The following is a 22,283-nucleotide window of genomic DNA, read 5'->3' on the forward strand; positions in this document are numbered from 1 at the left end:
GAGGCGGGTTATCCGACAGGTTTAGAGTCCCAGCGTGGCGGGCTCCGGCGTGATCGCCTTCCAGCGTTCCCTCGGGTCCGCGACCAGTTTGCGGGTCTTCAGGTCGATCAGTCCGCCGACGCCGTCGACCTCGGCGGCCAGGGTGCCGTCGGTCTTGCGGATCTCCTGGTGCACCCCGAAGGTGCGGCCGTCGCCCCACCGGAACTCGCAGCTCACCGTGACCTCGTCACCGGCACGCAGCTCGCGGCGGTATTTGATCGTGGTCTCCATGGCGACGGGGGCGATGCCGGATGTGAGCAACGCCTCCTGGCTGAGACCGGCGGCGCGGAGGATCTCCCACCGGGCGTGCTCGGCGTACTGGAGATAGACGGCCTGGTTGAGGTGGCCGAGGCTGTCCAACTCGTAGCCGCGGACGGTGATGGTGACCTGGAACATCTAGTCCTTTCGTTCGCCGGGCATCCAGACCGCGGCGTCGTGGGCGAAGACGACGAGCTTCGGGTCGAGCTCCTTGAGCCTTTCAACCCATTTCGGGTACGGGACGCCTGGTTCTTTGTCGGCCAGCACGTCCCTTCCGTAGGTGGTGGCGTCGTCGCGGGCCTGGCCGGCGAGGATGACCGTGCCGTCCTCCCGTCGCACGGCCACGGACTGGTGTCCGTCGGTGTGGCCCGGGGTGGGGATGATCCAGACACCGGGCCAGAGCTCGGTCTCGCCGCTGAGCTCGAGGTAGTGGGCGTCCTGGAAGTCGACCAGCTCGGGGAGGGTGTAGTCGGTGGTCGTGCGGGCCGCGGCCAGCTCCGTCTGCTGGGCGACGATCGGCGTTCTCGGGAAACCGGGGTTGCCGCCGCAGTGGTCGAAGTGCAGGTGGCAGTTGACGATCATCGTGACGTCGTCTCTCGTCACGCCGGCGTTGGCCAGTGCTTCGTCGAGCGGCCTCCGGGTGGGCTTGTAGTGGGCGTCGACGTCGGGGTGCGTGCCCATGCCGGTGTCGAAGAGGAGGAGGCCCTCGGTGCGGCGGACGAGGTAGCCGTAGACGGGCTCGACCCGCGGGTGTGCGGCGCCGGCCTCCTCCGCAGGACGGACGAAGTAGCCGAGGTCGATCCGGCGGACATCTGCCACGTTCTTGATCCTAGGCTTTACCTGTGACGTCCTCCTTGGCCACTTCGATGTCGGCGGCCGCCGGTGAGCTGTTGTCGCTGGTCGGGCCGCCGCTGCCGTACTCGTTCGACGACGCGGGACGGCGGTGGATCGAGTACCGGCCGCGGACCCGGCCCGGCGTGTCGCTGGCCTCGCTCTCGTCGCCGGCGCGCAAGGCGGCGTTCCGGCTCTTGGCGACAGGGCTGAGCGCGCACGCGTACGCGCAGGCGCTGGCGATCGTGTCGCTGGAGGAGGTGCTGGACCGCGCGGAGGGTTTCGCCCGCGGTCGGCACCTCAACGACTACTGGGTGTCGGTGTTCGGGACGCCGGGGTCCTCGTCGCCGTGGTCGTGGCGCTTCGAAGGGCACCACCTGTCGGTGTCGATGACCGTCGTGGGGTCCACGGTGTCGCCGGCGCCGGTGTTCTTCGGTGCCAACCCGGCGCGGGTCTCGTACGGTGCGCACACCGTGTCGCGACCGTTGTCGGCCGAGGAGGACGTGGCGTTCGCGCTGCTCTCTTCGTTGTCCCCGACCGAGCTTTCGCTGGCGCTGGTTGCCGACGTGCCGCCGCCGGACATCGAGAGCGGCACGCTGGCGGTCGCCTCGTCGCTGTCGCCCGCAGGGGTGTCGGCGACGTCGCTCAACCCGGCTTCGGGTGCGCTGCTCGCGCAGCTCGTGGCCGTCTACCTGGACCGGCTGCCGTCTTCGTTGGCGGACGAGCTGAGCCCGTCGCTGGAGTCGCTGCGCTTCGCATGGGCCGGGCCCGCGCGCCCGGGGGTGCCGGCCTACTACCGCCTCCAGGCTTCGGACCTCTTGATCGAGTACGACAACACGGCGGGCGGCAACCACGCGCACACGGTGCTGCGGCGGCCGTCGGCCGACTTCGGGGCGGACCTGCTGGCCGAGCATCGCCGGGCGTACCACTGACGGGGTAGCCCGTTCTGTTTGACAACGCACGTCGATCGTGTGGTTATGGCCGTCGTCGGTGGGTCATGGGCGGTTTCGTCCTGTTCAATATCTTGAACCCGCTGGTGCCCGCCACGGAGCTGCCCTCATGTCGACGTCGCAGGCCGCCACGCCCGAGTGGCAGATGACCCCCCGAGCCCGTCGCACGTTCGTCGGGTTGATCGTCGGCGCGCTCGTGGTGATCCTGACGGCCAGCGCGTGGATGACGTACGACAGCCAGGTCCGCGAAGACCCGGGCGTGCGGGCGTGCGGCGCGTTCGCCCGGCGGGCGCCGTTCTCCTTGAGCGAGAGCGAATACCGGGACCTGCAGTCGATGTTCGCCCGGTCGTCGCGGGTGTCGCTGCGCGAGCACGGCTTGCGTGCGCTCAAGGCCGGAGTGGTCTCCCCGGGCCCGTCGCTGGTCGCGGTGCTGCACCCGGGCGACGGCGAAGGGGCGGCGTTGCGGGCGGCGTGCGTGGCGGAGGGTGCGCTGCCGGGCTGACGGTAGGGTGTCCGGCGTGGACTCCCTCGTCACGCACGCGGACCCGCTGCTCTCCTTCTATGACGACGCGACGGGCGCGCACCGGTCGTTGACGGCGGGCGAGCTCGGCTCGCTGGCGGCCGCGACGGCGTCGCTGCTGACCTCGGGTTGCGGCCTGGGCCCGGGCAGCCGCGTGGCGGTCGTGCTGCCGCCGCACTGGCAGACGGCGGCGGCGCTGTTGGGGGCGTGGTCGGCCGGGGTGGCGGTGTCGTTCCACCTGTCGGCGACGGCTGGTCTGCCGTCGCTGGATCCGGGCGGCTCGGAGCCGTTCGAGGCGCTCTTCGTGTCGCGGGGGGCGCTGGACGACTGGCTGGTCGACGTGCCGGAGGCGACGCACCGCTTCGTGTTCTCGGTGGACGACGAGAAGCGGCCGGTTGGTTTGCCGTCGGGCTACCGTGAGTTCCTGCCGGCCGTGTCCTCGTATGCGGGTGACCCGGATCCGTCGGTCCTCCTGCGGGCCACGGACCCGGCGAGCTCGGATGGCACGACTTACGCCCAGTGGGGCGCCTTGGCGCACGAACTCGCGGGGCGGGCCTCGCTGTCGACGGGCGACCGTGTCCTGGTCGACGCGTCTGAGCACGAGCATCCGGTGAAGTGGCTGCTGGCGCCGCTCTCGGCGGGTGCGTCGGTGGTCCTGTGCGCGAACCTGGACCGCGCACACCTGGAAGCTCGTATGGCCAGCGAACGCGTAACCCACGTCCTGTAGCCGCTCGGCCTTGACTCTTCTGGGCGGGCAGGCGATCCGTCGGCGGTGCGTCTCGACCGTCCGGCCGGGGCCCGTCCCAAGCTGGAGTCGGCGGGAGTTTGGTGTCAGGCGGGGTTGCGGCTGTCGGCGCTCAGGCCGTTCAAACCGCCAAGGCCGGTGCGGAACTCGGTGGTGAGATCGGTGTCGTTCGCTCCGGCCTGGCGGACGGTCAGACCGGCGCGATTCGCGGCGCGGTTCGTCGCGTACACGGTGCCGGGTCCGTTGGTCGCCGGTGTCGCGACGAGTCGGCGGCCTCGCGGCGGACCGGTGCGGTCGCCCGCCATCGTGCCGAAGCGGCGCATGAGCCCCGCGCCGAGCCGGATGCCGAGCACGCCGACGCCGAGCGCCAGCGCCTCCAGGATGACCATCGGCACGCTCGCCAGCGGCTGGCCGCTGCCCGCCCGCATCAGGCAGATCACCAGGAAGATGCCGGCCATGGCGGCGTTGACCGCGTTGAACGTCAGCACGTCGCGACGCACCGGCCCGGCGGGCACGTCCCAGAGGTCGACAAGACCGGCCACCATGGTCAGCGCGGTAGCCACAAGCCCGGCGACCGCGGTCCAATAGCCCACTTCACCGACGATCGCCGGCGCGCCGACAAGCCGTCCGACGTCGAACACGACGGCACACACGAACAGGCCGACGGGAAACGTCATCAGCACCGGCTGGATCGGATGGCCGGAGATCCGAAGGCGGGTATCCACGAGCTCCTCCACCCATAAGGTCGTGGTCAGGGTGCCATGCGTCGTTACCCGAAACGACCGGACGAAAACCCACGTCGCCCGATTCACCCGATCGATACGGTTAAAGCAGTATTAGCACCATCCGTTCGGGCGCATCCCTTCGGCGGGTCCCGCTCGGGCGACCCTCCACTACCGACAGTCCGGCGCCTGCCACTCTCGGGGCGCGCTGTCAGCTTGCGCGGGCCCGATCCTCCGCGGACCGCACCAGCCGCCGCGCGACGTCCTCGACCGGGATCGACAGCGCGGTCGACGCGCCGCGCAGCACGTCGAGCGCCTCGGCCGGCGGACAGCGGCGCTGCATCATCACGACGCCGATCGCCTGCCCGATCACCTCACCGGACGCGAGGGTGTCGGCGAGATCGCTGGGCATGGAGTCCCGCCGGTCGCGCTCCCGCACAGCCGCGAGCAACAGCCCGGCGTGTTCGGCCAGCAACATGGCGGTGAGCTGTGCCCCGGGCCCGAGCACACCCGGCTGGCACGCGTACAAGCTGATCGACCCAAGCACCTGGTCGTCAACGTCCACCGGCGCGGCGAGCACCGCACACGCCCCGTAGGTCACGGCCCGAGGCGTCCACTCGGCCCACCGCGTCTCGGAGCTCAGATCATCGGCGAGCACGACCTCGCGCTGCCGGATGGCACTCATCGCGGGCCCGTCCGCCGCGTACTGCAGCGAGTCCAACCGCTGCGCCCGCCGATCCGAGGCGGCGACGCTGGCGGGCTCGCCCGCCCGCAGAAGGGTGACGCTCGACCACGACACGCCCGGAAGAGCGTGCCGGCTGGTCTTGGCGAGGTGGTCCAACGCCTCCTCGAGGTCATTACTGGCCAACAGCCCAGCGGTCAACTCCCGCAGCAAGGCCGCGGTCTCCACCGCCACCAAACTCGTGGGATCCCCGCCCGAACGCGGACCCGCCATATCTGTTGTCCTCCCCCCGCACCGCGGACGCGAACGCCCCCTGTGCGACCGCGCGCGTCCCCGAGTACCCCGGGCACGCACCTCCAAGCCATCCTCCCCGCCCCGAGATCGGCCGGGGCAGGTTCACGCGCGCTTTGCGCCACCCGTCACCAACTCATCCCGACACGTCTTCTGTCCGATATCGCCCTATTCGCTGGTGACGCCTCTCCGGCAGCCCAACAGCGCCCTCCGGAGATCGCCATCGGACCTCGACCCAACGGGATGCGGGGCCGCCCGGTCAACGCGAGCAGCACCGCCTCGGCACCCCCGGCCGCGCCGCCGCGCCCACGCAGCCGGATTCGCGCCTACGGCCGATCGCCGTTGAAAGGCCGGCCGGGGCTACGGGTCGGTTTGCGCCCCAACCGTCTCGCGTCCGCAATTGGCGCTAGAGCGATGCAACCGATCACCGCGACCAGTTGCACGATGCGGCGCCGCCCCCGAACGCGGCTCCGGCGCCGCAGCGACCCACCGCCCGCCGCCTCGGCGAGGCGAGGGAGTCAACCCGCGGCCTCGGCCGTCGACCGCATCGCCACGACCCGCCGCAACAACATGGCCGCGCCGCGCCGACGGCGGCCGGCCTCCAAGAGCCGACCGAGTCAACGCAGGCAGCCCCGCGGACAGCCCGCCGACCACGGCGTAGCGACCCACCGAAACAACACCGCTGCGACATATCGACGGCGGCCAGCCGCCACCAGGCGACCGCGTCAGCGCGCGCCGGCGATCACGCCGCGCACCGCCGCGACCCACCGTCGCCGCCGCGACCGGCAGACCAGGCCGCAGCGATCCGCGACCGAGCCGCAGCGGTCCGGTGGCTGCGGCTCTTGCCGAGGCCCGGGCCGCGGGCGGCGGCTAGTTGTTGCCGCCCGCGCTGAGGCGGCGGCCGACGGCCGCGACCAGGCGGTCGAGCTCCGAGCCGAACGGGTTGTCGTGGACGAGGTAGGTCCAGGTCGCGCTCGGGCGTACCAGCGTCTTGTCGTCCGGGGCCCAGTCCTTGTCGAACTCGTTCTCCTCGAACGTCTCGATCGTGCGCTCCTCGATCGCGGGGATCAGCGCGTTGAAGGCCGGCACGGCCGCGCGGTGGAACTCGTCGAGGGGGTCGAGGCGGCCCAGGGCGCGTAGGTGGACGCCCTCGCGTACCTCGGACAGCTCCGCCAGGTGCTCGGCCCACAACCGGTCGATGTGGTAGAGCGCGATCGACCTCGACACCCGCGGCAGCAGCTCCTCGTCGAGCTCGACCAGCTCCTCAGCCTTCTCGGAGCTGCGGGTCTTGAGCATCTCGGCGGTCACGTCGCTGGTCAGCACACGCTCGCGGCGCTCGGACAGTGCCTTGCGCTGCTGCTCGATCACCACGCTGTAGCGCCAGGTGTTGCGGTGGATCTCGTGCTGCACGCCCTCGGAGACGCGCTGCGCGTGCTCGACCGCGTAGTCGACCTGCTCGTCGGTGACCAGACCGTCGAAGTTCATCCGCGGCGAGGCCGGGATCGCGTCGGGCGCGTTGCGCTGGATCAGGTCGTCCTCGAGGCTGACGAAGAAGGCCGAGGCACCGGGGTCGCCCTGGCGGCCGGCCCGGCCACGGAGCTGGTCGTCGACGCGCCGGCTGTGGTGCCGGCCGCCGCCGAGCACGTAGAGGCCGCCCAGCTCGGCGACCCGCTCGCGGTCGGACTGGTCGCTGCCGCCGAGGCGGATGTCGACACCGCGGCCGGCCATCTGGGTCGACACGGTCACCGCGCCGAACTTGCCGGCCTCGGCGATGATCGCGGCTTCCTCGTCGTCGTTCTTGGCGTTGAGGACGTTGGCCGGGATGCCCGCCGCGTCGAGCGCCTTGGCGAGGCTCTCCGACTCTTTGACGTCGAGGGTGCCGACGAGCACGGGCCGGCCCTTCTCGTGGCTCAGCGCGATCTCGGCGACCAGCGCGTCTTCCTTCTCCTGCCGGGTCGCGTAGATGCGGTCGGGCTCGTCGACCCGGATGCACGGCGTGTTGGGCGGGATGACCGCGACCTCGAGCTTGAAGTATTCGCGCAGCTGCTCGCCGACCAGCACCGCGGTCGCGGTCATGCCGCAGACCGTCGGGTAGAGCGCGATGTAGGCCTGGACGGTGATCGTGCCCAGCACCTCGCCCTCGGCGGTGGCGTCCAGACCTTCCTTGGCCTCGACCGCCGCCTGGAGGCCGTCGGGCCAGCGGCGGCGCTGCGCCACCCGGCCGCGCATCTCGTCGACCAGCTCGACAGCGCCGTTGCGCACGATGTAGTCGACGTCGCGGTGCAGCAGCGCGTGCGCGTGCAGGGCGACGTTGACTGCGGAGAGCTGCTCGACGTGCTCGTCGTCGTAGAGGTCGATGCCGCCCAGCTTGCGCTCGACCACCGCGAGGCCGGTGCTGGTGAAGGCCACGCTGCGGCCGTCGTCGGCGATCTCGTAGTGGCGCCCGGACCGCAGCCCCTTGACGACACCCGCGGCGACGTGCACCGGGTCGTGCTCGCCCGCCACCGCGCCGGCGAGCACCATCGGAACCCGCGCCTCGTCGATCAGGATGGAGTCGGCCTCGTCGACGATCGCCGTGGCCAGGGCGCCCTGGACCCGGGCGTCGACGTCGGTGACCAGTTGGTCGCGCAGGTAGTCGAAGCCTGCCTCGCTGACCGACGCGTAGGTGACGTCGGAAGCGTAGGCCGCCCGCCGCTCCTCGGGCGTCGACGACTCGGTGACCCAGCCGACCGACAGGCCGAGCAGCTTGTAGACCGGCTCCATCCACTCGGCGTCGCGGCGGGCCAGGTAGTCGTTGACGGTCAGCACGTGGACGGGGCCGTTGTTGCTGCGCACATGCCCGTACGCCGCGATCGCCGCCGTCAAGGTCTTGCCCTCACCGGTGGCCATCTCGGCGACGCTGCCGCCGAGCATCGCCAGCACGCCGAGCAACTGGACGTCGTAGGGCCGCTCGTCGAGGGCGCGCCGCGCCGCCTCACGGCCGAGCGCGCAGATCTCGGCGACCTGGGTGGCCTCGGCGGCGCGTTCGGTCAGCGCCGCGTCGTCGAGCTCCTTGAGCTCGTCTTCCAGGGCCTCGATCTCGGGCAGCACCTTCTGCAGCGGTGCCAGGTCGACCGTCGTGCCGGGCCGCTGGAGGAACCGCTGGGCCCTGTTCTTCAACCGCTGCATGACTCCCATGGACGGAAACGGTACCTGGAAGACGCCGCTCTGCGGAGCCCGGCACGGGCCTGTGGACAACTGTTCGAATCTGCCTGTGGATAACCGACCTGATCTTGGTTTAGACGCTCAGAATCACCTGCAGCTCCTGGCGTTTCCGGTTCGCGAGATCGACGAGCAGCGTCGCCGCCGACTCGAAGGGCACGACCGCCGACACCAGGTGCTGACGGAGCAACGCGCCCCAGGGAGAACGGAGCAGGTCGATGGTTTCAGCGGAAAGGCGATCCCGGTCCCAGGCGTGGGCGAGCCCGCGCGGCACCCGCCCGATTTGCGCACAGCGCACGGAAAGGCCGTTGTGATGAAACTCCTCGCCGAGCCGCACCGCGTCCGCGCCCGCTTGATAGAAGGCGAGGTCGACCACGGTCCCCTGGGGCCGCAACAGGCGCAGCGCCAGCTGCAAGGCGAAAGACTGCCCCCGACACTGGAACACGACGTCGGCGCCCCGGTCGCCCGCGGCGTGCCGCCACCGGGTCTTCAGCACCACGGCCGGGTCCTCGTCGGCGTCCGGGTCGAGCACGTCGAAGCCGAGCGCTGCCGCGACGGCCCGGCGCTCTGGGGTGGGGTCGACCACGACGACCGACGCCGCACCGTGGTGCCGGGCGAGGGCGGCGGTGAGCAACGCGACGACGCCGGCGCCCACAACCGCGACCCGCCGGCCCCGCACCCCGTCGCCGAGGTCCCGCACGCCACCTGAGGCGAGGTCCGCCGCGGCGTGCAGCAGCCCGTTGGCGCAGATCGGGCCCATGTGCGCGGCATAGACGCCGAGCATGGGGTCGACGTCGGCCGGCAGCGGCACCACCCGGTCCACGAGCGGGTCGCCGAGATAGGCGGTGCGGTGGCCGTAGGTCATCGCGACCAACCCGCCTTCGGGCACGGCCGCGGTCCCGCTGGCCACCACGCGGCCGACCTCCATATAACCCAACCGCTCGACCGGGTACGGCGAGGCCGATGCGCCCGGCTCGAACAGTCCCAGTTCCGCGTTCCAGGTGGACCCGAGATAGGGGTTGGTGCCTTTGACGTAGCTCAGCTCTGTGCCGGCCGACACGCCGGAGAAGACGGTCTCGACCCGGAAGGTCCCGGGCGTGACCTGCTCCGCGGCGACGTCCCGGATGGCCACCTCACCGGGCGCGGTCACCACCACCACGCGGTCACTCATCGGCCGACCCAACGTCCGCGGACGCGGGTGGGGTCGCCGTGGCACCGCGCGCATCGGGGCTCGCCTGCACGGGGGCGGTCCGCGACGCGGGAGCGCCCTGTACGGGGGCGGTCCGCGACGCGGGAGCGCCCTGCACGGTGGCGGTCCGCGACGCGGGAGCGCCCTGCGCGGGACCGGCCGGCGCCGGCGCGGAGGCCGGGGTCAGGTTCACCACCTGGCCCGTGCGGGCCGACTCCGCGATCGCACAGGTGACGCGGTGGGTCTCCAACGCCTCGGCGTACGGGACTCGGATGTCGTCGCCGATGCCGCGGACCGCGTCCACGAAAGCCCTGTCGACCGCGACGCGCGCCGCGTCCGGATCGCCCGGGATGCGGCGTTCCTGACCGGTCCCGTCCCGTACGACCAGCTCGTCCTCGCCCACGAACAACGCCAGACCGTCGGCCACGATCTCCAGCCCGGCCCGCTGCTTCCAACCCAGGACACAGGCCGAGCTGATCGTGCCGACGGCGCCGTCCGCGAAGATCAACGTTGCGGCGGTGGCCGCGTCGACGTCGGCGTCGGGCACCGGGGGTGGCGCCCCCGTGCCGGCGGCGAACACGGCGGTCACGGGGCCGACCAGGGCCCGCGCCAGGTCGACCACGTGCGCCGCCTGCTCCACCACCGGTCCGCCGGACCGGTCGGACCGGATCCACCACGCCACGGGAGGCACCTTGTCCCACCACACCCCGTTGACGAGCCGCACGGGGCGGTCGGCGAGCAACTGGGCCGCCGTGCGCACCACGTCCAGGTATCGCCAGTGGTGACCCACCGCCGTGAGCGTGCCGCGGCGGGCGACCTCGGCGGCCAGCCGGGTCGGCACCGTCAGGTCCGCAGCGAGCGGCTTCTCGACGAACAGGGCGGCGCCCGATGCCAGCACCGCTTCTTCGGCATGGCCGTGGGCGAATGGGGGAACACATACGTAGACAGCGTCGGGTTCGAGCGAGAGGAGGGCCGCCGCGTCCGGCACCGCGGGCGCTCCACACGTCGTGGCCAGCGCTTCGGCGGCGGGAGCGAGGACATCGGTCACACCGATGATCTCCACGTCGGGGAAACCGGACAGCACGCGCGCGTGGCGTTGAGCGACATTTCCGGCGCCGATCATTCCGATCCGACACTTTTCGCTATACGCCATAAACCGGCCTTTCGTCTCGAATGTCCGCAGCTCACCGGTTACTTTTGCCACCGGCGTATGCGGATCAAACATCTGATACGTGTCGGACTTCGGGAACCATCGACACTTACCGCGTCATCAAACGTTCACATAGGTGAGTGGGGAATGCGCAATTCGATGATCAGTATGTGTAAAAGCGGGCGCGGTTTGTTTCGGGCAAAGCGGGGAAATGGAACGCGCTCGCCGCAGCGCCGAGGGGCACGGCAGCACCGCGCACAGCAGCAGAAGTGAAGGCACAGCGGATCGCGTCTGGGGGTGTGCCTGTGTGGCACTCGCGAACAAGCGTTTCACCAGTGGTCGAGGCCTGGTCGACCTACCGCACCGGCTCAGCGGGCCAGTGGACACCGCGCCAGCTCGTCGCCGCCAAACGTGGCACGACGGTGAGCGTGGTCATTCCCGCCCGTAACGAGGAGGCGACGATCGGAGCGATCGTCGCCACCATCCGGCAGCAGCTCGTCGAACGGGTCCACCTGGTCGACGAGCTCATCGTGGTCGACTCACGGTCGTCCGACGCGACCGCCCGGGTGGCGGCCGCCGCCGGGGCCCACGTGGTCAGCCAGGACCAGATGACCCGCGGCCTGCCCCGGCTCGAGGGCAAGGGCGACGCCCTCTGGGCCGGCCTGGTCGCGGCGAGCGGCGACGTCGTGGCGTTCGTCGACGGCGACCTGGAGGACTTCGACGCCCGGTTCGTCACGGGCCTGGTGGGGCCGCTGCTCACGGACCAGAGCGTCGGCTACGTCAAGGGCTTCTACCACCGCGGCCTGCACCACCCGGCCGGCGTGGTCGAGGCCGACGGCGGCGGCCGGGTCACCGAGCTGACCGCACGGCCGCTGCTCAACCTCTTCTGGCCGGAGCTGTCGGGGTTCGTGCAGCCGCTGGCGGGCGAGTACGCGGGCCGCCGGACGCTCCTCGAACGGCTCCCGTTCGTATCCGGCTACGGCGTCGAGATCGCCATGCTGATCGACCTGCTCGACCTGGTCGGCCTCGACGCACTCGCCCAGGTCGACCTCGGCGAGCGGCGCCACCGCCACCAGAGCACGGAAGCGCTCGGCCGGATGGCCGCACAGATCATGCAGACGGTCTGGGTGCGCCTGCAGCGCCAGGGTTGGGTCACCGCCGACTCGGAGCCTTCGACCATGCTCACCCAGTTCCGCCGCGGCGGCACGGATGCACTACCCAACCTGGACCGCGAGATCGTCGTCACCGACGTCTCGGTCCAGGAGCGCCCGCCACTGCGCGAAATGGCCGACCTGGCCACCCGGCGACGGCGCAGCCGGGTGGCGGCGTGAGCGGCATAGACGCACGGACAACAAGACCCCGGCAAAGCCATGCCCGCACGGCGCGCCGGACGCCAGACACCAACGCGCCCGGCGAACGCGACCGCGGCGCGCCGATACGCCGACGGCCGCGAGCCCCTTCCGGGCGACTACGACGCACGCCCGAAACCGATGCGCTCAACGCGAGCGACCCCGGCGCGCCGCCACACAGAGCACCACCAGACCTTCTCCGCCAGCCGCAACACGCACCTGAAACCGATGCGCCCAACGCAAGCGACCACGGCGCGCCACACCAACCGCCAACACGTCCTCCCCTCCAGCCAGAACGCCCACCGGAAACCGATGCGGTCAACGCGAACGACCGCGCACAGGCACGCAGAGCACGGCCACACCCTCCCTTCCGGCCGCAACACACATCCAAGACCGATGCGCGCAACGCGAACGACCGCGACGCACAGACGCGCCGAGCACCAACAGACCGTCCCCGCCGGCAACAACGCGCACCGGAAGCCGATGCGCTCGACGTGAATGACCGCGGCGCACAGATACGAAGAGCGCCGCCCGACCCTCCCCCGGCCGCTACGAATGCCCGAACCCAGCCCTCTGTGCCCAGGCAGCGAACCCAACGCCGCGCCAACCCGCTCGCGGTCGAATCAGCCTGAGCCGACCGGCCGCGCGCCGACGGTCGCCGCGAACGTGCTGGCGACCGAGACGCGGAGATGACCAGACAGATGACCAGATCGCGGCGAAGCCGCGCCTACCCCCTATGTGGACCGTCCACAGGCCTGCGGCCAACATCCCCGGAAGCGAGGCCGCCGCATGACCTTCACCGTCCTTGTCAATGCTGGTCCCTGGCTTCCCGTGCCGCCGCGCGGCTACGGCGGCATCGAGAACATCATCGCGACCCTGGTCCCGGAACTGCGCCGGCTCGGGGTCACGGTGCTGCTGGCGTCGGTCGGCACCAGCACCGAACCCGTCGACGAGTTGCTCGCGCCCTTCTCCGACGGGCAGTTCGGTTGGCTGCAACGTCCCTACAACCAGGCGAACGGCGTCGCCACCGCGCACCAGGCCGCGGTCGTCCGCGCCGTGCGACAGCGTGACGACATCGACCTCGTACACGATCATGTCGAAGCGATCGGGCTCGCCATGCTGGCCGCGATGGAGCCGTCCGCCACCCCCGTCCTGCACACGCTGCACTGGGATCTCGGCAAGCACCCCGAGCTGTACGGCGAGTTCGACGGCGGCGGCCGCGTCAGTGTCAACGGCGTCAGCGCCGCGCAGCTGAGGAGGGCACCGCGCGCGCTTCGCGCGCACGCCATAGGTCACGTCCATCTGGCCACGCCGCTCGCCGTCGAGGCCGAGCGCCGGCCCATCCCCGACCGCGCCGAGCACCTCGTCATGCTCGGGCGCATCACCCCCGGCAAGGGCCAGGACCTGGGCGTACGCCTCGCGCACGAGACCGGATTCGACCTCGTGCTGGCCGGCCCGGTCGGCCCCTACAAGCAGCCCGACGACCTGGCCGCCGCCCTGCGCGACCCGGCCGCGGCCAACAACCCCGACGTCCGCTTCTGGCGCGAGCAGGTCGCGCCGCTGGTCGACGGCAGCCGCGTCCGCTGGGTCGGCACTCTGACCGGCGCGGACCGCGACACCCTTGTGGCCGAGGCCCGCGCCATGCTCGCACCCCTGCGCTGGGAGGAGCCCGGCGGCACGTTCGTCGTCGAGTCGCTCGCCCTGGGCACCCCAGTGGTGGGCACCGCCCGCGGCTGCCTGCCCGAGCTGATCGAGAACGGCCGCACCGGCCTGCTCACGAAATCCGAGGCCGAGCTGGCCGACCTGGTCATCGCCGCCGGCAAGCTCGACCCCGCCGAATGCCGGCACGAGGCGGCCCGCCGTTTCACCCCTGCGGTCATGGCCGAACGTTACGTGGAGCTCTACGAGGAGGTGGCCGGCCGGCCGGTGGGCTGATCTTCACCATTATTCATTCACGGGCGATCATCAGCGCTGATCAATACACTGGGTGAACACAGCCTGACGCAAAGTGGTGGTCAGCAATGAACGACACCGTCTTCTACCACTCCGGACCAACTGTCACGGGCCGCGTCGTGCGGCTGATGCCCGGGTACGCCCGCGAGATGAAAGTCGGCCAGCCGGCCCTCGTCGTGGTCGTCACGGCCGCCACGGTAGGCAGGTTGATCGGCCGCGCGATCCTCTCGATCCTCCAGGCAGGCACCCGCCGCGGCGCGCCACGCCGCTTCAAGGACCTGCGCAAGGCGCCGGAGTTCCTGGTCACCCCGCTGAGGCTCCGCGACGCCGCCGGCCGTCTCTGTGAGGTCGAGATCCACGGCCACCTGCCGCAGAGTGCCCTCGAGCCGTCGGACCACATCCAGGTGACGGTGGCCCGCCAGAAAGATCGCACAATGCCGCCGAGGGTGGAGCGCATCGTCAACATCACCACGGGCCAACTCCTGCGCCCGCGCATCCCGACACTGTGGAGCCACATCGGCCCGGCCCTGCTCCTGCAGGCCGTCCTCGGTCTCACCCTCGTCGGCGCGATCGCCACCGCCTACACGGCCGGTCGCTGAGATGGCGCGGACGACCGGGACCCGGTCCGACCGGATCACGATCGCGGACGACGGGTTTGCCCGCCGGTGGCACGATCTCCGCCATGATTGTCTGGATCAACGGCGCGTTCGGCGCGGGCAAGACGACGACGGCGGGCCTGCTGGCCAAACGCCTGGAAGACGCCAAGATCTTCGATCCCGAGTACGTCGGCTACATGCTGACGTCGTTCGTCCAGTCCCCGACCGGTGACTTCCAGGACCTGCCGCTCTGGCGCCACCTCGTCGTCGAGACCATGGCCGGGCTGGCCAGCCAGTACCAGCATCCGTGGATCGCACCGATGAGCCTGATCAACGCCGACTACCGGATCGAGATCCTCGGCGGCATCCGCGCCGCGGGCGTCGACGTCCGCGAGTTCGTCCTGAGTGTCCCCGAAGACCAACTGCGGGCCCGGATCGACGCCGACCAGGTCGAGGTCAACGCGCGGCAATGGCGACACGACCACGTCGCCCAGGCACTGACCACCTTCGCCACCCTGACCGACACCACCGTCGTCGACGGCACCCAACCCCCTGAGCAGGTGGCGGACACGATTCTGACGCGGGTGAAGGCCTGACGCGGCCGCCATGGGTAGGGCCACCCAAAGACAGGCCCGTTGCCGTGCATCAGGGGCACCTAGCCCGTGACCACCTGACGCAACGCCTCGCGGCGGTCGAGGTTTCCCTTCCAGGTGGTGTGGGGTACCGACCTGCCAGCCCGACCAGGTCGCGGACCCCGCCCTGACCCGAGTCAAGGCCTCAACGCAGCCGCCACGGACAGGTCCACCGCGCCGTGCTTCACGGGCACATAGTGCTTGACCACCTGACGCAACGCCTCGCGGTGGTCGAGGCCGGCCTGAGCAGGTGGCGGACACCGCGCTGACGCGCGTCAAGGCCTGAAAAGCAGACGCTACGGGTAGGGCCACTCGTGGACCGGCTCGTTGCTGTGCATCAGGGGTACGTAGCGCTTGACCACTTCGCGCAGGGCTTCGCGGCGGTCCAGGTTTTCCTCTTCCTCCAGGTGGTGCAGCGTGTCCACCTGCCAGCTCGCGCCGTTGCGGCCCAGCAGGCACCGCTGTTCGATGATGCCCAGCAGGCGGTCGCGTTCCTCCGCGGCCACGCCCCAGCGGTCCAGGCCCGCCGACGCCAGCGGCAGCAGCCGGCGCAACACAAGCTCCGTCACCGGCAGATAGCCCAACCCCGGCCAGAAGACCTGGGCCGCGATCCCGTTTCGGGCGCAGTTGTGGAAGCTCTCCTCGGCCGCGCTGAACGACATCTGGGACCACAGCGGGCGGTCCGACTCCGCGAGGGTGCGTACCACTCCGAAATAGAACGCCGCGTTGGCGATCGTGTCGATCACCGTGGGGCCTGCCGGCAACACCCGGTTCTCCACCCGCAGGTGGGGGCGGTTGCGGACCACGTCGTAGATCGGGCGGTTCCACCGATAGATCGTGCCGTTGTGCAGGCGCAGCTCGGCCAGGGTCGGCGTGTCGCCGTTGGCGAGGGCCTCCGCCGGGTCCTCCGGGTCGCAGATCGGCAGCAACGCCGGGAAGTAGCGGACGTTCTCCTCGAACAGGTCGAAGACCGAGGTGATCCAGCGCTCGCCGAACCAGACCCGCGGGCGTACACCTTGAGCTTTGATCTCTTCCGAACGGGTGTCCGTGGCCTGCTCGAAGAGCGGGATCCGGGTCTCGCGCCACAGCTCCTTGCCGTAGAGGAACGGCGAGTTCGCGCCCAGCGCCACCTGGACGCCGGCGATTGTCTGTGCGGCATTCCAGTAGGAGGCGAACTGCGCCGGCGACACCTGCAGGTGGAACTGCGTCGACGTGCACGCCGCCTCGGGCGCGACCGTGTCGGCGGTCGTGTTTAACCGCTCCACACCGTCGATGCGGATCGTCAGGTCCTCGCCGCGGGCCGCGAAGATCTGCTCGTTGATCAACGCGTAGCGAGGGTTCGCCGACAGCGACTCGACCGTCAGGTCGCTCTGCCGCAGCGTCGGCAGGATGCCGATCATGACCATGTGGGCGCCCACGGCCCGCGCCTTGTCCTCGGCCGCGTTGAGGCTCGCCCGGATGTCGGTCTCGAACTCCGCCGACCCGCGGGTGCCCAGCCGCCGCGGCGCCACGTTGATCTCGACGTTGAACTGGCCCAACTCGGTCTGGAACGCCGGGTCCGCGACGGCGGCGAGCACGTCCGCGTTGCGCATCGCCGGGTCGGCCGCGTCGTCGATCAGGTTGAGCTCGATCTCCATGCCGGTCAACGGGCGCTCGAAGTCGAAGCGTGACTCGCGCAGCATCTCCGCGAACACGTCGAGACACCGGCGCACCTTCTGCCGGTAGCGCGCCCGGTCTTCGCGGGTGAACTCCCGCTGGTCGACCTCTTCGCCCATCAGTCACCGCCCGTAGGAGTGGGTCCACCCGATGTACCCACAAAGCTCCCACGACACGCGGCCCGCCGAAAGGGTTACGGCGCGTCGTCCGCGAACTACTCCAAGAACACTAGGGGTACGGCGGCCCGGACGGCAGGCATATGGCAGCGTTGGCCGGGTGTCCCTGCTGCCCGCCCTGACCGGCTCGTACGGCGACGCACCCGACGCGGTGCGGATCGGTGACGACGCGCTCTCGTTCGAGGACCTGGCCGCCGCGGGCGCCGCCGTCGCCCGGCGGATCGCGGGCGCCCGGGCCGCCGCCGTCACCGCCACGTCCACCGTGGAGACCGTCGTCGCCGTCCTCGGCGGGCTCGCCGCCGGCGTCCCGATCGTCCCCGTCCCACCCGACTCCGGGCCGGCCGAGCGCGACCACATCCTCCGCGACTCCGGAGCCGAGGTCGTGCTGGACACCCTTGACCGCCACGACCGGGCAGACTGGACCGACCCGGCGGCGACGGACCGCCCCAACCTGATCCTCTACACGAGCGGCACCACGGGCCGGCCCAAGGGCGTCCCGATCACCGGCGCCGCGATCGCCGCCTGCCTCGACGGCCTCGCCGACGCCTGGGACTGGACCGCCGACGACCGGCTGGTGCACGCGCTGCCGCTCTACCACGTGCACGGACTGGTCCTCGGCGTCCTCGGCGCCCTGCGCACCGGCAGCCGCCTGCACCACACTGGCCGGCCGCGCCCCGACCTGCTCGCGGCCGCGAAAGGCAGCCTCTACTTCGCCGTCCCCACCATCTGGCACCGGGTGGCCGCGGACCCGGCGGCGGCTCGGGCCCTAAGAAAGGCCCGCCTACTCGTCTCCGGCAGCGCCGCCCTGCCGGCCGGCGTCTTCAGCGCGCTGGAGGACCTGACCGGCCAGGCGCCGGTCGAGCGCTACGGCATGACCGAAACCCTGATCACCGTGGCCACCCGAGCCGACGGAGAACGGCAGCCGGGCGCGGTCGGCAGGCCGATCGAGGGCGTCGAGACCCGCCTGGTCGACGACCACGGCAACCCGACCGCCCACGACGGGGTGACGCCGGGCGCGCTCGAGATCCGCGGCGCGACGGTCTTCGCCGGCTACCTCGGCCAACCGGACGCGACGCGACAGTCCTTCACCGAATCCGGCTGGTTCCGCACCGGCGACGTGGCCACGATCGACCCCACGGGGTTGCACCGGATCGTCGGCCGGGCCTCGACCGACCTGATCAAGACCGGCGGCTACCGGGTCGGCGCGGGCGAGATCGAGGACGCCCTGCTCACCCACCCCGACGTCCGCGAGGCGGCGGTGGTCGGCCGCCCGGACGACGACCTGGGCCAACGCATCGTCGCGTACGTCGTCGCGGACGAGGTCGCCGCGGACACCCTGGTCCGACACGTGGCGACCACCCTGTCAGCGCACAAGCGCCCCCGCGAGGTGGTCTTCGTGAGCGAACTCCCCCGCAACGCCCTCGGCAAGGTACAGAAACACCGGCTCTAGACGAGCAGGCCTGCTCGGTCAGCAGCTGGGCTCCCGGATGCGCCCGACCGCCGCGCGGGAAGCTCCAGGAGATGCCATTCGGTCGGAGCCGAACCAGCCGGGTGAGCATGCGGCGACGGGCACGCGCATCACCGCCGGTGGCGCCGCTCCCGCACCGCTCGTTCGACCGCCTCCGTGGCGTTGCCGTCGCCCGCCGACACCGCCGCCGGCAGGGCGAGCACCATCGTCAGACCGCCGCCGTTCGTGGTCTCCGGGCGCAACGACCCGCCCATCGCCTCGGCCAGCCCGCGCGAGAGCGCCAGGCCCAGCCCGACGCCGTTGTGGTTGTCGCGGTCGCCCATCCGCTGGAACGGCACGAACACCTTGTCGCGGTCGGCCTCCGGGATGCCGGGCCCGTGGTCGACCACCCGCAGCTCCACCCGGTCGTCCAGGTAGCGGGCCGTGACCAGCGGCGGACGCCCCGGCGGGCTGAACCGCAGCGCGTTGGCGATCAGGTTGACCAGGATCCGCTCCAGCAGCCCCGGGTCCGCCGCGACGGCGGGCAGGTCGGCGGAGAGATCCGAGCGCACCACCGCACCCAACTCGTCCAGCGCCCGCGGCACCGCGTCCTCCAGCCCGATCTCGGCCAGCGTCACGCCCAGCGCCCCGGCCTGCAGCCGGCTCAGGTCGAGCAGGTTGTCGACCAGGCGGGCCAGCCGGTCCAGCGACTCCCGGGCCGCGTCGAGCAGGTCGTCGCGGTCGTCGTCGGAGAACGCCACCTCCTCACCCAGCAGGCTGTCGACGGCGGCCTTGGCGGAGGCCAGCGGCGTGCGCAGGTCGTGACTGACGGCGGCCAACAGCGCCGTGCGCATCCGGTCCGCCTCCGCCAGCGGCCGAGCCTGGGCCGCCGCCGCGGCCAGCCGCTCGTGGCGCAACGCCACCGCGGCCTGCGCGGCGAACGCCTCGATCAAGCGGCGGTCGGCGGCAGCGGGGGTACGCCCGCGCAGCGCCAACACGAGATCGTCGTCGACCGCCACCTCCGTGTGCGCCTCACCGGGCGTGCAGCAGGGTGGCCCGCCGACGCTGGCGGCCACCGACCAGGCGGCCGGGCTGTGCTGCCGGTCGGGCCGCTCGGCGGCGTCGGAGGACCGCTCCAGCACCGTCACCGTGTCGAGTCCGAACGTCTCCCGGAGCCGCTCCAGCAGCGCGGTCAGCGGACCGGTGCCGCGCAGCACGCTGCCCGCGACCGTGGCCAGCGTTTGCGCCTCGGCGCTCGCCTGCGCGGCCTCGCGGGTGCGCCGCGCGGCCACGTCGACGATCCAGGACACCGCCGCCGCGATGCCGACGAAGACCGCGAGCGCCAGGATGTTCTCCCGCTCGGCGATCGTCCACGTGCCGGTCGGCGGCGTGAAGAAGTAGTTGAGGACCAGCGAGGCGGCGACCGCGGCGAGCAGCGCGGGCCAGATCCCGCCCACGAGGGCGATCCCGACGACGGCGGCCAGGAACAGCAGCATCTCGCTCGGCAGCGACAGGTCCGGCCGGAACGGCAGCAGCAGCCCGGTGAGCGCGGGCAGGCCCAGCACGATGAGCGCGAAACCGACGAGCCGGCGGCGGGGCGAGAGCGCGGGCGCCGGCACGGTCAGCCGGCCGCGACCCACTTCCGCGTGCGGCACGAGGTGCACGTCGATCGCATCGGACCGGGCCGAGGTGGTCACGCCGACACCGGCGGCCAACAGCTGCGCGAACCGGCCCCGCCGGCTCACACCCAGCACGAGCTGGGTCGCGTTGACACCCCGGGCGAAGTCGAGCAGCGCCCGCGGGATGTCACCGCCGACCACCTGGTGGAAGCTGCCACCCAGGCTCTCCACCAGCAGCCGCTGCTTGGCCAACAACGCCGGGTCGGCGCCGGTCAGACCGTCAGAGCGCGACACGTGTACGGCCATCAGGTCGGTGCCCTTGCTCCGGGCGGCGATCCGGGCGGCCCGGCGGATCAACGTGTCCCCTTCGGGGCCGCCGGTGACCGCGACCACCACGCGCTCGCGGGTCTCCCACGTCGACCCGATGCCGTGCACGTCGCGGTAGCGCTCGAGCTGCTGGTCGACCTTGTCGGCCAGCCAGAGCAGGGCCAGCTCGCGCAGCGCGGTCAGGTTGCCGACCCGGAAGTAGTTGCCGAGCGCCGCGTCGATCTTGTCCTTCTGGTAGATGTTCCCGTGCGCCATCCGCCGGCGCAGCGCCTCGGGCGTCATGTCGACGAGCTCGACCTGGTCGGCGCCGCGGATCACGCTGTCCGGCACCGTCTCCCGCTGGACGATGCCGGTGATCTGCTCGACGACGTCGTTGAGCGACTCCAGATGCTGGATGTTGACCGTGGACAGCACGGTGATCCCCGCGTCGAGCAGCTCCTGGACGTCCTGCCAGCGCTTCTCGTTGCGCGAGCCGGGCACGTTGGTGTGCGCCAGCTCGTCGATCAGCGCCACCTCGGGCCGGCGCGCGAGCACCGCGTCGACGTCGAGCTCGGTGAAGGTGGCGCCGCGATATTCGGCCGAGCGCCGTGGCACCACCTCCAGATCTCCGATCATGCGCGAGGTGTACGCGCGGCCGTGCGTCTCGACGAACCCGACGACGACGTCGGTCCCGCGCTCGATGCGGCGCTGTGCCTCCTCGAGCATGGCGACCGTCTTGCCGACACCCGGGGCGGCCCCGAGATAGATCCGTAGTTCTCCACGTGCCATCCGGAACCGCCCCGCCTTTCCGTCAGCGAGCAGGGAGCTCGCGGTCGAGTGCCAGGTTCAGCGTGAGCACGTTGACGCCGGGCTCGCCCATGAAGCCCAGCGACCGGCCGGTGGTGTTCGCCTCGACCAGATCGCGCACCGCCGCCGGGTCCGCGCCGCGCTCGCGCGCGACCCGGGCCACCTGGAGCTGTGCGTAATCCTCGCTGATCTGGGGATCGAGGCCGGAACCGCTGGCGGTGACCGCGTCCGAGGGCACGGCCGGCTGGGCCGGCGCGTCACCGCGGATCGCGACCAGCACGCCGCCCGAGTAGTCCTCGCCCGGCTTGGCGGACTCGACGGTGACGCCCTGGTAGGTGCTGATGAACGGGGTCGCCGGCGCGGCCTGGTTGACGCTGACCGCCCGGGTGACCGACCCCGTCAGACCGGAGGAGTAGAAGACCCGCAGGACCGCGCCGACGCCGTCGGGCGTGCAGTACGGCCGGGCGCCGGAGACGCCCTCACGCTGGCCGATCTCCGCGCTGCGCGCGCAGACCTGGGTCAGCAGGCTCTGCGAGCCCTCGTCCGGGTTGCCCTCGTCGTCGACCGCGCCCGGCACCGGCAGGGTGTCCTCGATGCTCTCCGGGCCGAGGTTGCTGGCCGCGGTCGAGGTCGGGTCGTAGCCGTCGCCGGCCGCGGACGGCCGCGACTGGAAGTACGTGAGCACCGGCTTGCCGTCGGCGTCGGTGAACGACTGCCCGATCAGCGAGCTGCCCACGTCCTTGCCGTCGGCGGTCTGTACGACGGACCCGTTCGCCTTGTCGCGCAGGCCCGGGATCTGGGCGATGCCCGTCATCAGGAACGGATAGGCGAGGCCCAGGATGACGGTGAACACCAGGACGGCGCGCAACGCCGCCAGATGCTGTGAGATCCAGGAAGGAAGGCGCATCAGAAGATCCCTTGGATGATCAGGTCGATGATCTTGATGCCCGCGAACGGGACGATGATCCCGCCCAGGCCGTAGATCCAGAGGTTGCGGGTCAGCAGCTTGGACGCGCTGCTCGGCCGGTAGCGGACGCCGCGCAGGGCCAGCGGGATCAGCGCGACGATGACCACCGCGTTGAAGATGACCGCCGACAGGATCGCGGACTCCGGGCTGCTCAGCTTCATCACGTTGAGCGCGTCCAGGCTCGGGTAGATCCCCGC

The 22,283-nt window shown here is 71.4% G+C and carries 18 protein-coding genes and 1 pseudogene; 8 read left to right on the top strand and 11 right to left on the bottom strand.

What is annotated here, in order from left to right:
* Positions 1–21 precede the first annotated feature (21 nt).
* Both Air01nite_RS18505 and Air01nite_RS18510 read right to left on the bottom strand, forming a co-directional pair.
* The gene (locus tag Air01nite_RS18505; protein ID WP_203703852.1) at positions 22–435 is read right to left on the bottom strand and encodes an acyl-CoA thioesterase; all 414 of its coding nucleotides are present in this window, start codon (positions 433–435) and stop codon (positions 22–24) included.
* Complete coding sequence (locus tag Air01nite_RS18510; protein WP_203703854.1) at positions 436–1,116, bottom strand: N-acyl homoserine lactonase family protein; 681 nt, start codon at positions 1,114–1,116, stop codon at positions 436–438.
* Positions 1,117–1,139: 23 nt separating this feature from the next.
* Between Air01nite_RS18510 and Air01nite_RS18515 the strand changes: the two genes are divergently transcribed.
* The 3 genes from Air01nite_RS18515 (at position 1,140) to Air01nite_RS18525 (ending at position 3,325) form a co-directional block, all read left to right on the top strand.
* Positions 1,140–2,060: a DUF3500 domain-containing protein gene (locus Air01nite_RS18515; RefSeq protein ID WP_203703856.1), complete on the top strand. Its 921-nt coding sequence runs from the start codon at positions 1,140–1,142 to the stop codon at positions 2,058–2,060.
* A 127-nt stretch (positions 2,061–2,187) separates the two neighbouring features.
* Positions 2,188–2,580, top strand: a complete 393-nt coding sequence (locus tag Air01nite_RS18520) for a hypothetical protein (RefSeq protein ID WP_203703857.1) — start codon at positions 2,188–2,190, stop codon at positions 2,578–2,580.
* Between the two features lie 16 nt (positions 2,581–2,596).
* A complete protein-coding gene (locus Air01nite_RS18525; protein ID WP_239090791.1) occupies positions 2,597–3,325 on the top strand; it encodes a TIGR03089 family protein in 729 nt (242 codons plus the stop codon).
* 104 nt (positions 3,326–3,429) lie between these two features.
* Here Air01nite_RS18525 and Air01nite_RS18530 read toward each other — a convergent pair whose 3' ends face one another.
* From Air01nite_RS18530 to Air01nite_RS18550, 5 genes are all read right to left on the bottom strand, one after another.
* Complete coding sequence (locus tag Air01nite_RS18530; RefSeq protein WP_239090792.1) at positions 3,430–4,155, bottom strand: DUF2231 domain-containing protein; 726 nt, start codon at positions 4,153–4,155, stop codon at positions 3,430–3,432.
* 121 nt (positions 4,156–4,276) lie between these two features.
* On the bottom strand, positions 4,277–5,020 hold the full coding sequence (locus Air01nite_RS18535; RefSeq protein WP_203703859.1) for a GAF and ANTAR domain-containing protein: 744 nt from the start codon (positions 5,018–5,020) through the stop codon (positions 4,277–4,279).
* Between the two features lie 888 nt (positions 5,021–5,908).
* Positions 5,909–8,215 (bottom strand): accessory Sec system translocase SecA2, encoded by a 2,307-nt coding sequence (gene secA2, locus Air01nite_RS18540; protein ID WP_203703860.1) that lies wholly within the window; start codon positions 8,213–8,215, stop codon positions 5,909–5,911.
* A 100-nt stretch (positions 8,216–8,315) separates the two neighbouring features.
* Entirely contained in the window at positions 8,316–9,410 is a 1,095-nt protein-coding gene (locus Air01nite_RS18545; RefSeq protein ID WP_203703861.1) for a zinc-dependent alcohol dehydrogenase, read from the bottom strand.
* The gene (locus tag Air01nite_RS18550; RefSeq protein ID WP_373310429.1) at positions 9,403–10,653 is read right to left on the bottom strand and encodes a Gfo/Idh/MocA family protein; all 1,251 of its coding nucleotides are present in this window, start codon (positions 10,651–10,653) and stop codon (positions 9,403–9,405) included. The genes Air01nite_RS18545 and Air01nite_RS18550 overlap by 8 nt, the downstream gene beginning before the upstream one ends.
* 230 nt (positions 10,654–10,883) lie before the next feature.
* Here Air01nite_RS18550 and Air01nite_RS18555 point away from each other — a divergent pair, with 230 nt between their 5' ends.
* The 4 genes from Air01nite_RS18555 (at position 10,884) to Air01nite_RS18570 (ending at position 15,072) form a co-directional block, all read left to right on the top strand.
* A complete protein-coding gene (locus Air01nite_RS18555) occupies positions 10,884–11,909 on the top strand; it encodes a glucosyl-3-phosphoglycerate synthase (protein WP_203703864.1) in 1,026 nt (341 codons plus the stop codon).
* Positions 11,910–12,716: 807 nt separating this feature from the next.
* A complete protein-coding gene (locus Air01nite_RS18560; protein WP_203703866.1) occupies positions 12,717–13,862 on the top strand; it encodes a glycosyltransferase in 1,146 nt (381 codons plus the stop codon).
* A gap of 86 nt (positions 13,863–13,948) precedes the next feature.
* Positions 13,949–14,479 (top strand): hypothetical protein, encoded by a 531-nt coding sequence (locus Air01nite_RS18565; RefSeq protein WP_203703868.1) that lies wholly within the window; start codon positions 13,949–13,951, stop codon positions 14,477–14,479.
* 83 nt (positions 14,480–14,562) lie between these two features.
* A complete protein-coding gene (locus tag Air01nite_RS18570; RefSeq protein ID WP_203703870.1) occupies positions 14,563–15,072 on the top strand; it encodes an AAA family ATPase in 510 nt (169 codons plus the stop codon).
* A 332-nt stretch (positions 15,073–15,404) separates the two neighbouring features.
* On the opposite strand, the gene Air01nite_RS18575 is transcribed toward Air01nite_RS18570, so the two are convergent.
* Positions 15,405–16,883: a glutamate-cysteine ligase family protein gene (locus tag Air01nite_RS18575; RefSeq protein WP_203703871.1), complete on the bottom strand. Its 1,479-nt coding sequence runs from the start codon at positions 16,881–16,883 to the stop codon at positions 15,405–15,407.
* 157 nt (positions 16,884–17,040) lie between these two features.
* Between Air01nite_RS18575 and Air01nite_RS18580 the strand changes: the two genes are divergently transcribed.
* A complete protein-coding gene (locus tag Air01nite_RS18580) occupies positions 17,041–18,390 on the top strand; it encodes an AMP-binding protein (protein ID WP_203703872.1) in 1,350 nt (449 codons plus the stop codon).
* Positions 18,391–18,518: 128 nt separating this feature from the next.
* Here the strand turns inward: Air01nite_RS18580 and Air01nite_RS18585 are convergent, their stop codons facing one another.
* The 3 genes and pseudogenes from Air01nite_RS18585 to Air01nite_RS18595 form a co-directional block, all read right to left on the bottom strand.
* Positions 18,519–21,101 carry a sensor histidine kinase gene (locus Air01nite_RS18585; RefSeq protein ID WP_203703874.1) on the bottom strand — a complete coding sequence of 861 codons (2,583 nt, stop codon included), beginning with the start codon at positions 21,099–21,101 and terminating at the stop codon, positions 18,519–18,521.
* Positions 21,102–21,123: 22 nt separating this feature from the next.
* Positions 21,124–22,026, bottom strand: coding sequence for a potassium-transporting ATPase subunit C (locus Air01nite_RS18590; protein WP_203703875.1), 903 nt, complete (start codon positions 22,024–22,026; stop codon positions 21,124–21,126).
* Positions 22,026–22,283 (bottom strand): annotated as a pseudogene (locus Air01nite_RS18595) (potassium-transporting ATPase subunit B); the annotation flags it as partial. The gene Air01nite_RS18590 and the pseudogene Air01nite_RS18595, both read right to left, overlap by 1 nt.

Source organism: Asanoa iriomotensis, assembly GCF_016862515.1.
Classification (GTDB): Bacteria; Actinomycetota; Actinomycetes; order Mycobacteriales; family Micromonosporaceae; genus Asanoa; species Asanoa iriomotensis.

Coding starts and splice junctions, on each gene's coding strand:
- Air01nite_RS18570 (WP_203703870.1), top strand. CDS start 14,563: ATGATTGTCTGGATCAACGGCGCGTTCGGCGCGGGCAAGACGACGACG.
- Air01nite_RS18560 (WP_203703866.1), top strand. CDS start 12,717: ATGACCTTCACCGTCCTTGTCAATGCTGGTCCCTGGCTTCCCGTGCCG.
- Air01nite_RS18590 (WP_203703875.1), bottom strand. CDS start 22,026: ATGCGCCTTCCTTCCTGGATCTCACAGCATCTGGCGGCGTTGCGCGCC.
- Air01nite_RS18505 (WP_203703852.1), bottom strand. CDS start 435: ATGTTCCAGGTCACCATCACCGTCCGCGGCTACGAGTTGGACAGCCTC.
- Air01nite_RS18585 (WP_203703874.1), bottom strand. CDS start 21,101: ATGGCACGTGGAGAACTACGGATCTATCTCGGGGCCGCCCCGGGTGTC.
- Air01nite_RS18565 (WP_203703868.1), top strand. CDS start 13,949: ATGAACGACACCGTCTTCTACCACTCCGGACCAACTGTCACGGGCCGC.
- Air01nite_RS18545 (WP_203703861.1), bottom strand. CDS start 9,410: ATGAGTGACCGCGTGGTGGTGGTGACCGCGCCCGGTGAGGTGGCCATC.
- Air01nite_RS18520 (WP_203703857.1), top strand. CDS start 2,188: ATGTCGACGTCGCAGGCCGCCACGCCCGAGTGGCAGATGACCCCCCGA.
- Air01nite_RS18550 (WP_373310429.1), bottom strand. CDS start 10,653: ATGTTTGATCCGCATACGCCGGTGGCAAAAGTAACCGGTGAGCTGCGG.
- Air01nite_RS18535 (WP_203703859.1), bottom strand. CDS start 5,020: ATGGCGGGTCCGCGTTCGGGCGGGGATCCCACGAGTTTGGTGGCGGTG.
- Air01nite_RS18575 (WP_203703871.1), bottom strand. CDS start 16,883: ATGGGCGAAGAGGTCGACCAGCGGGAGTTCACCCGCGAAGACCGGGCG.
- secA2 (WP_203703860.1), bottom strand. CDS start 8,215: ATGGGAGTCATGCAGCGGTTGAAGAACAGGGCCCAGCGGTTCCTCCAG.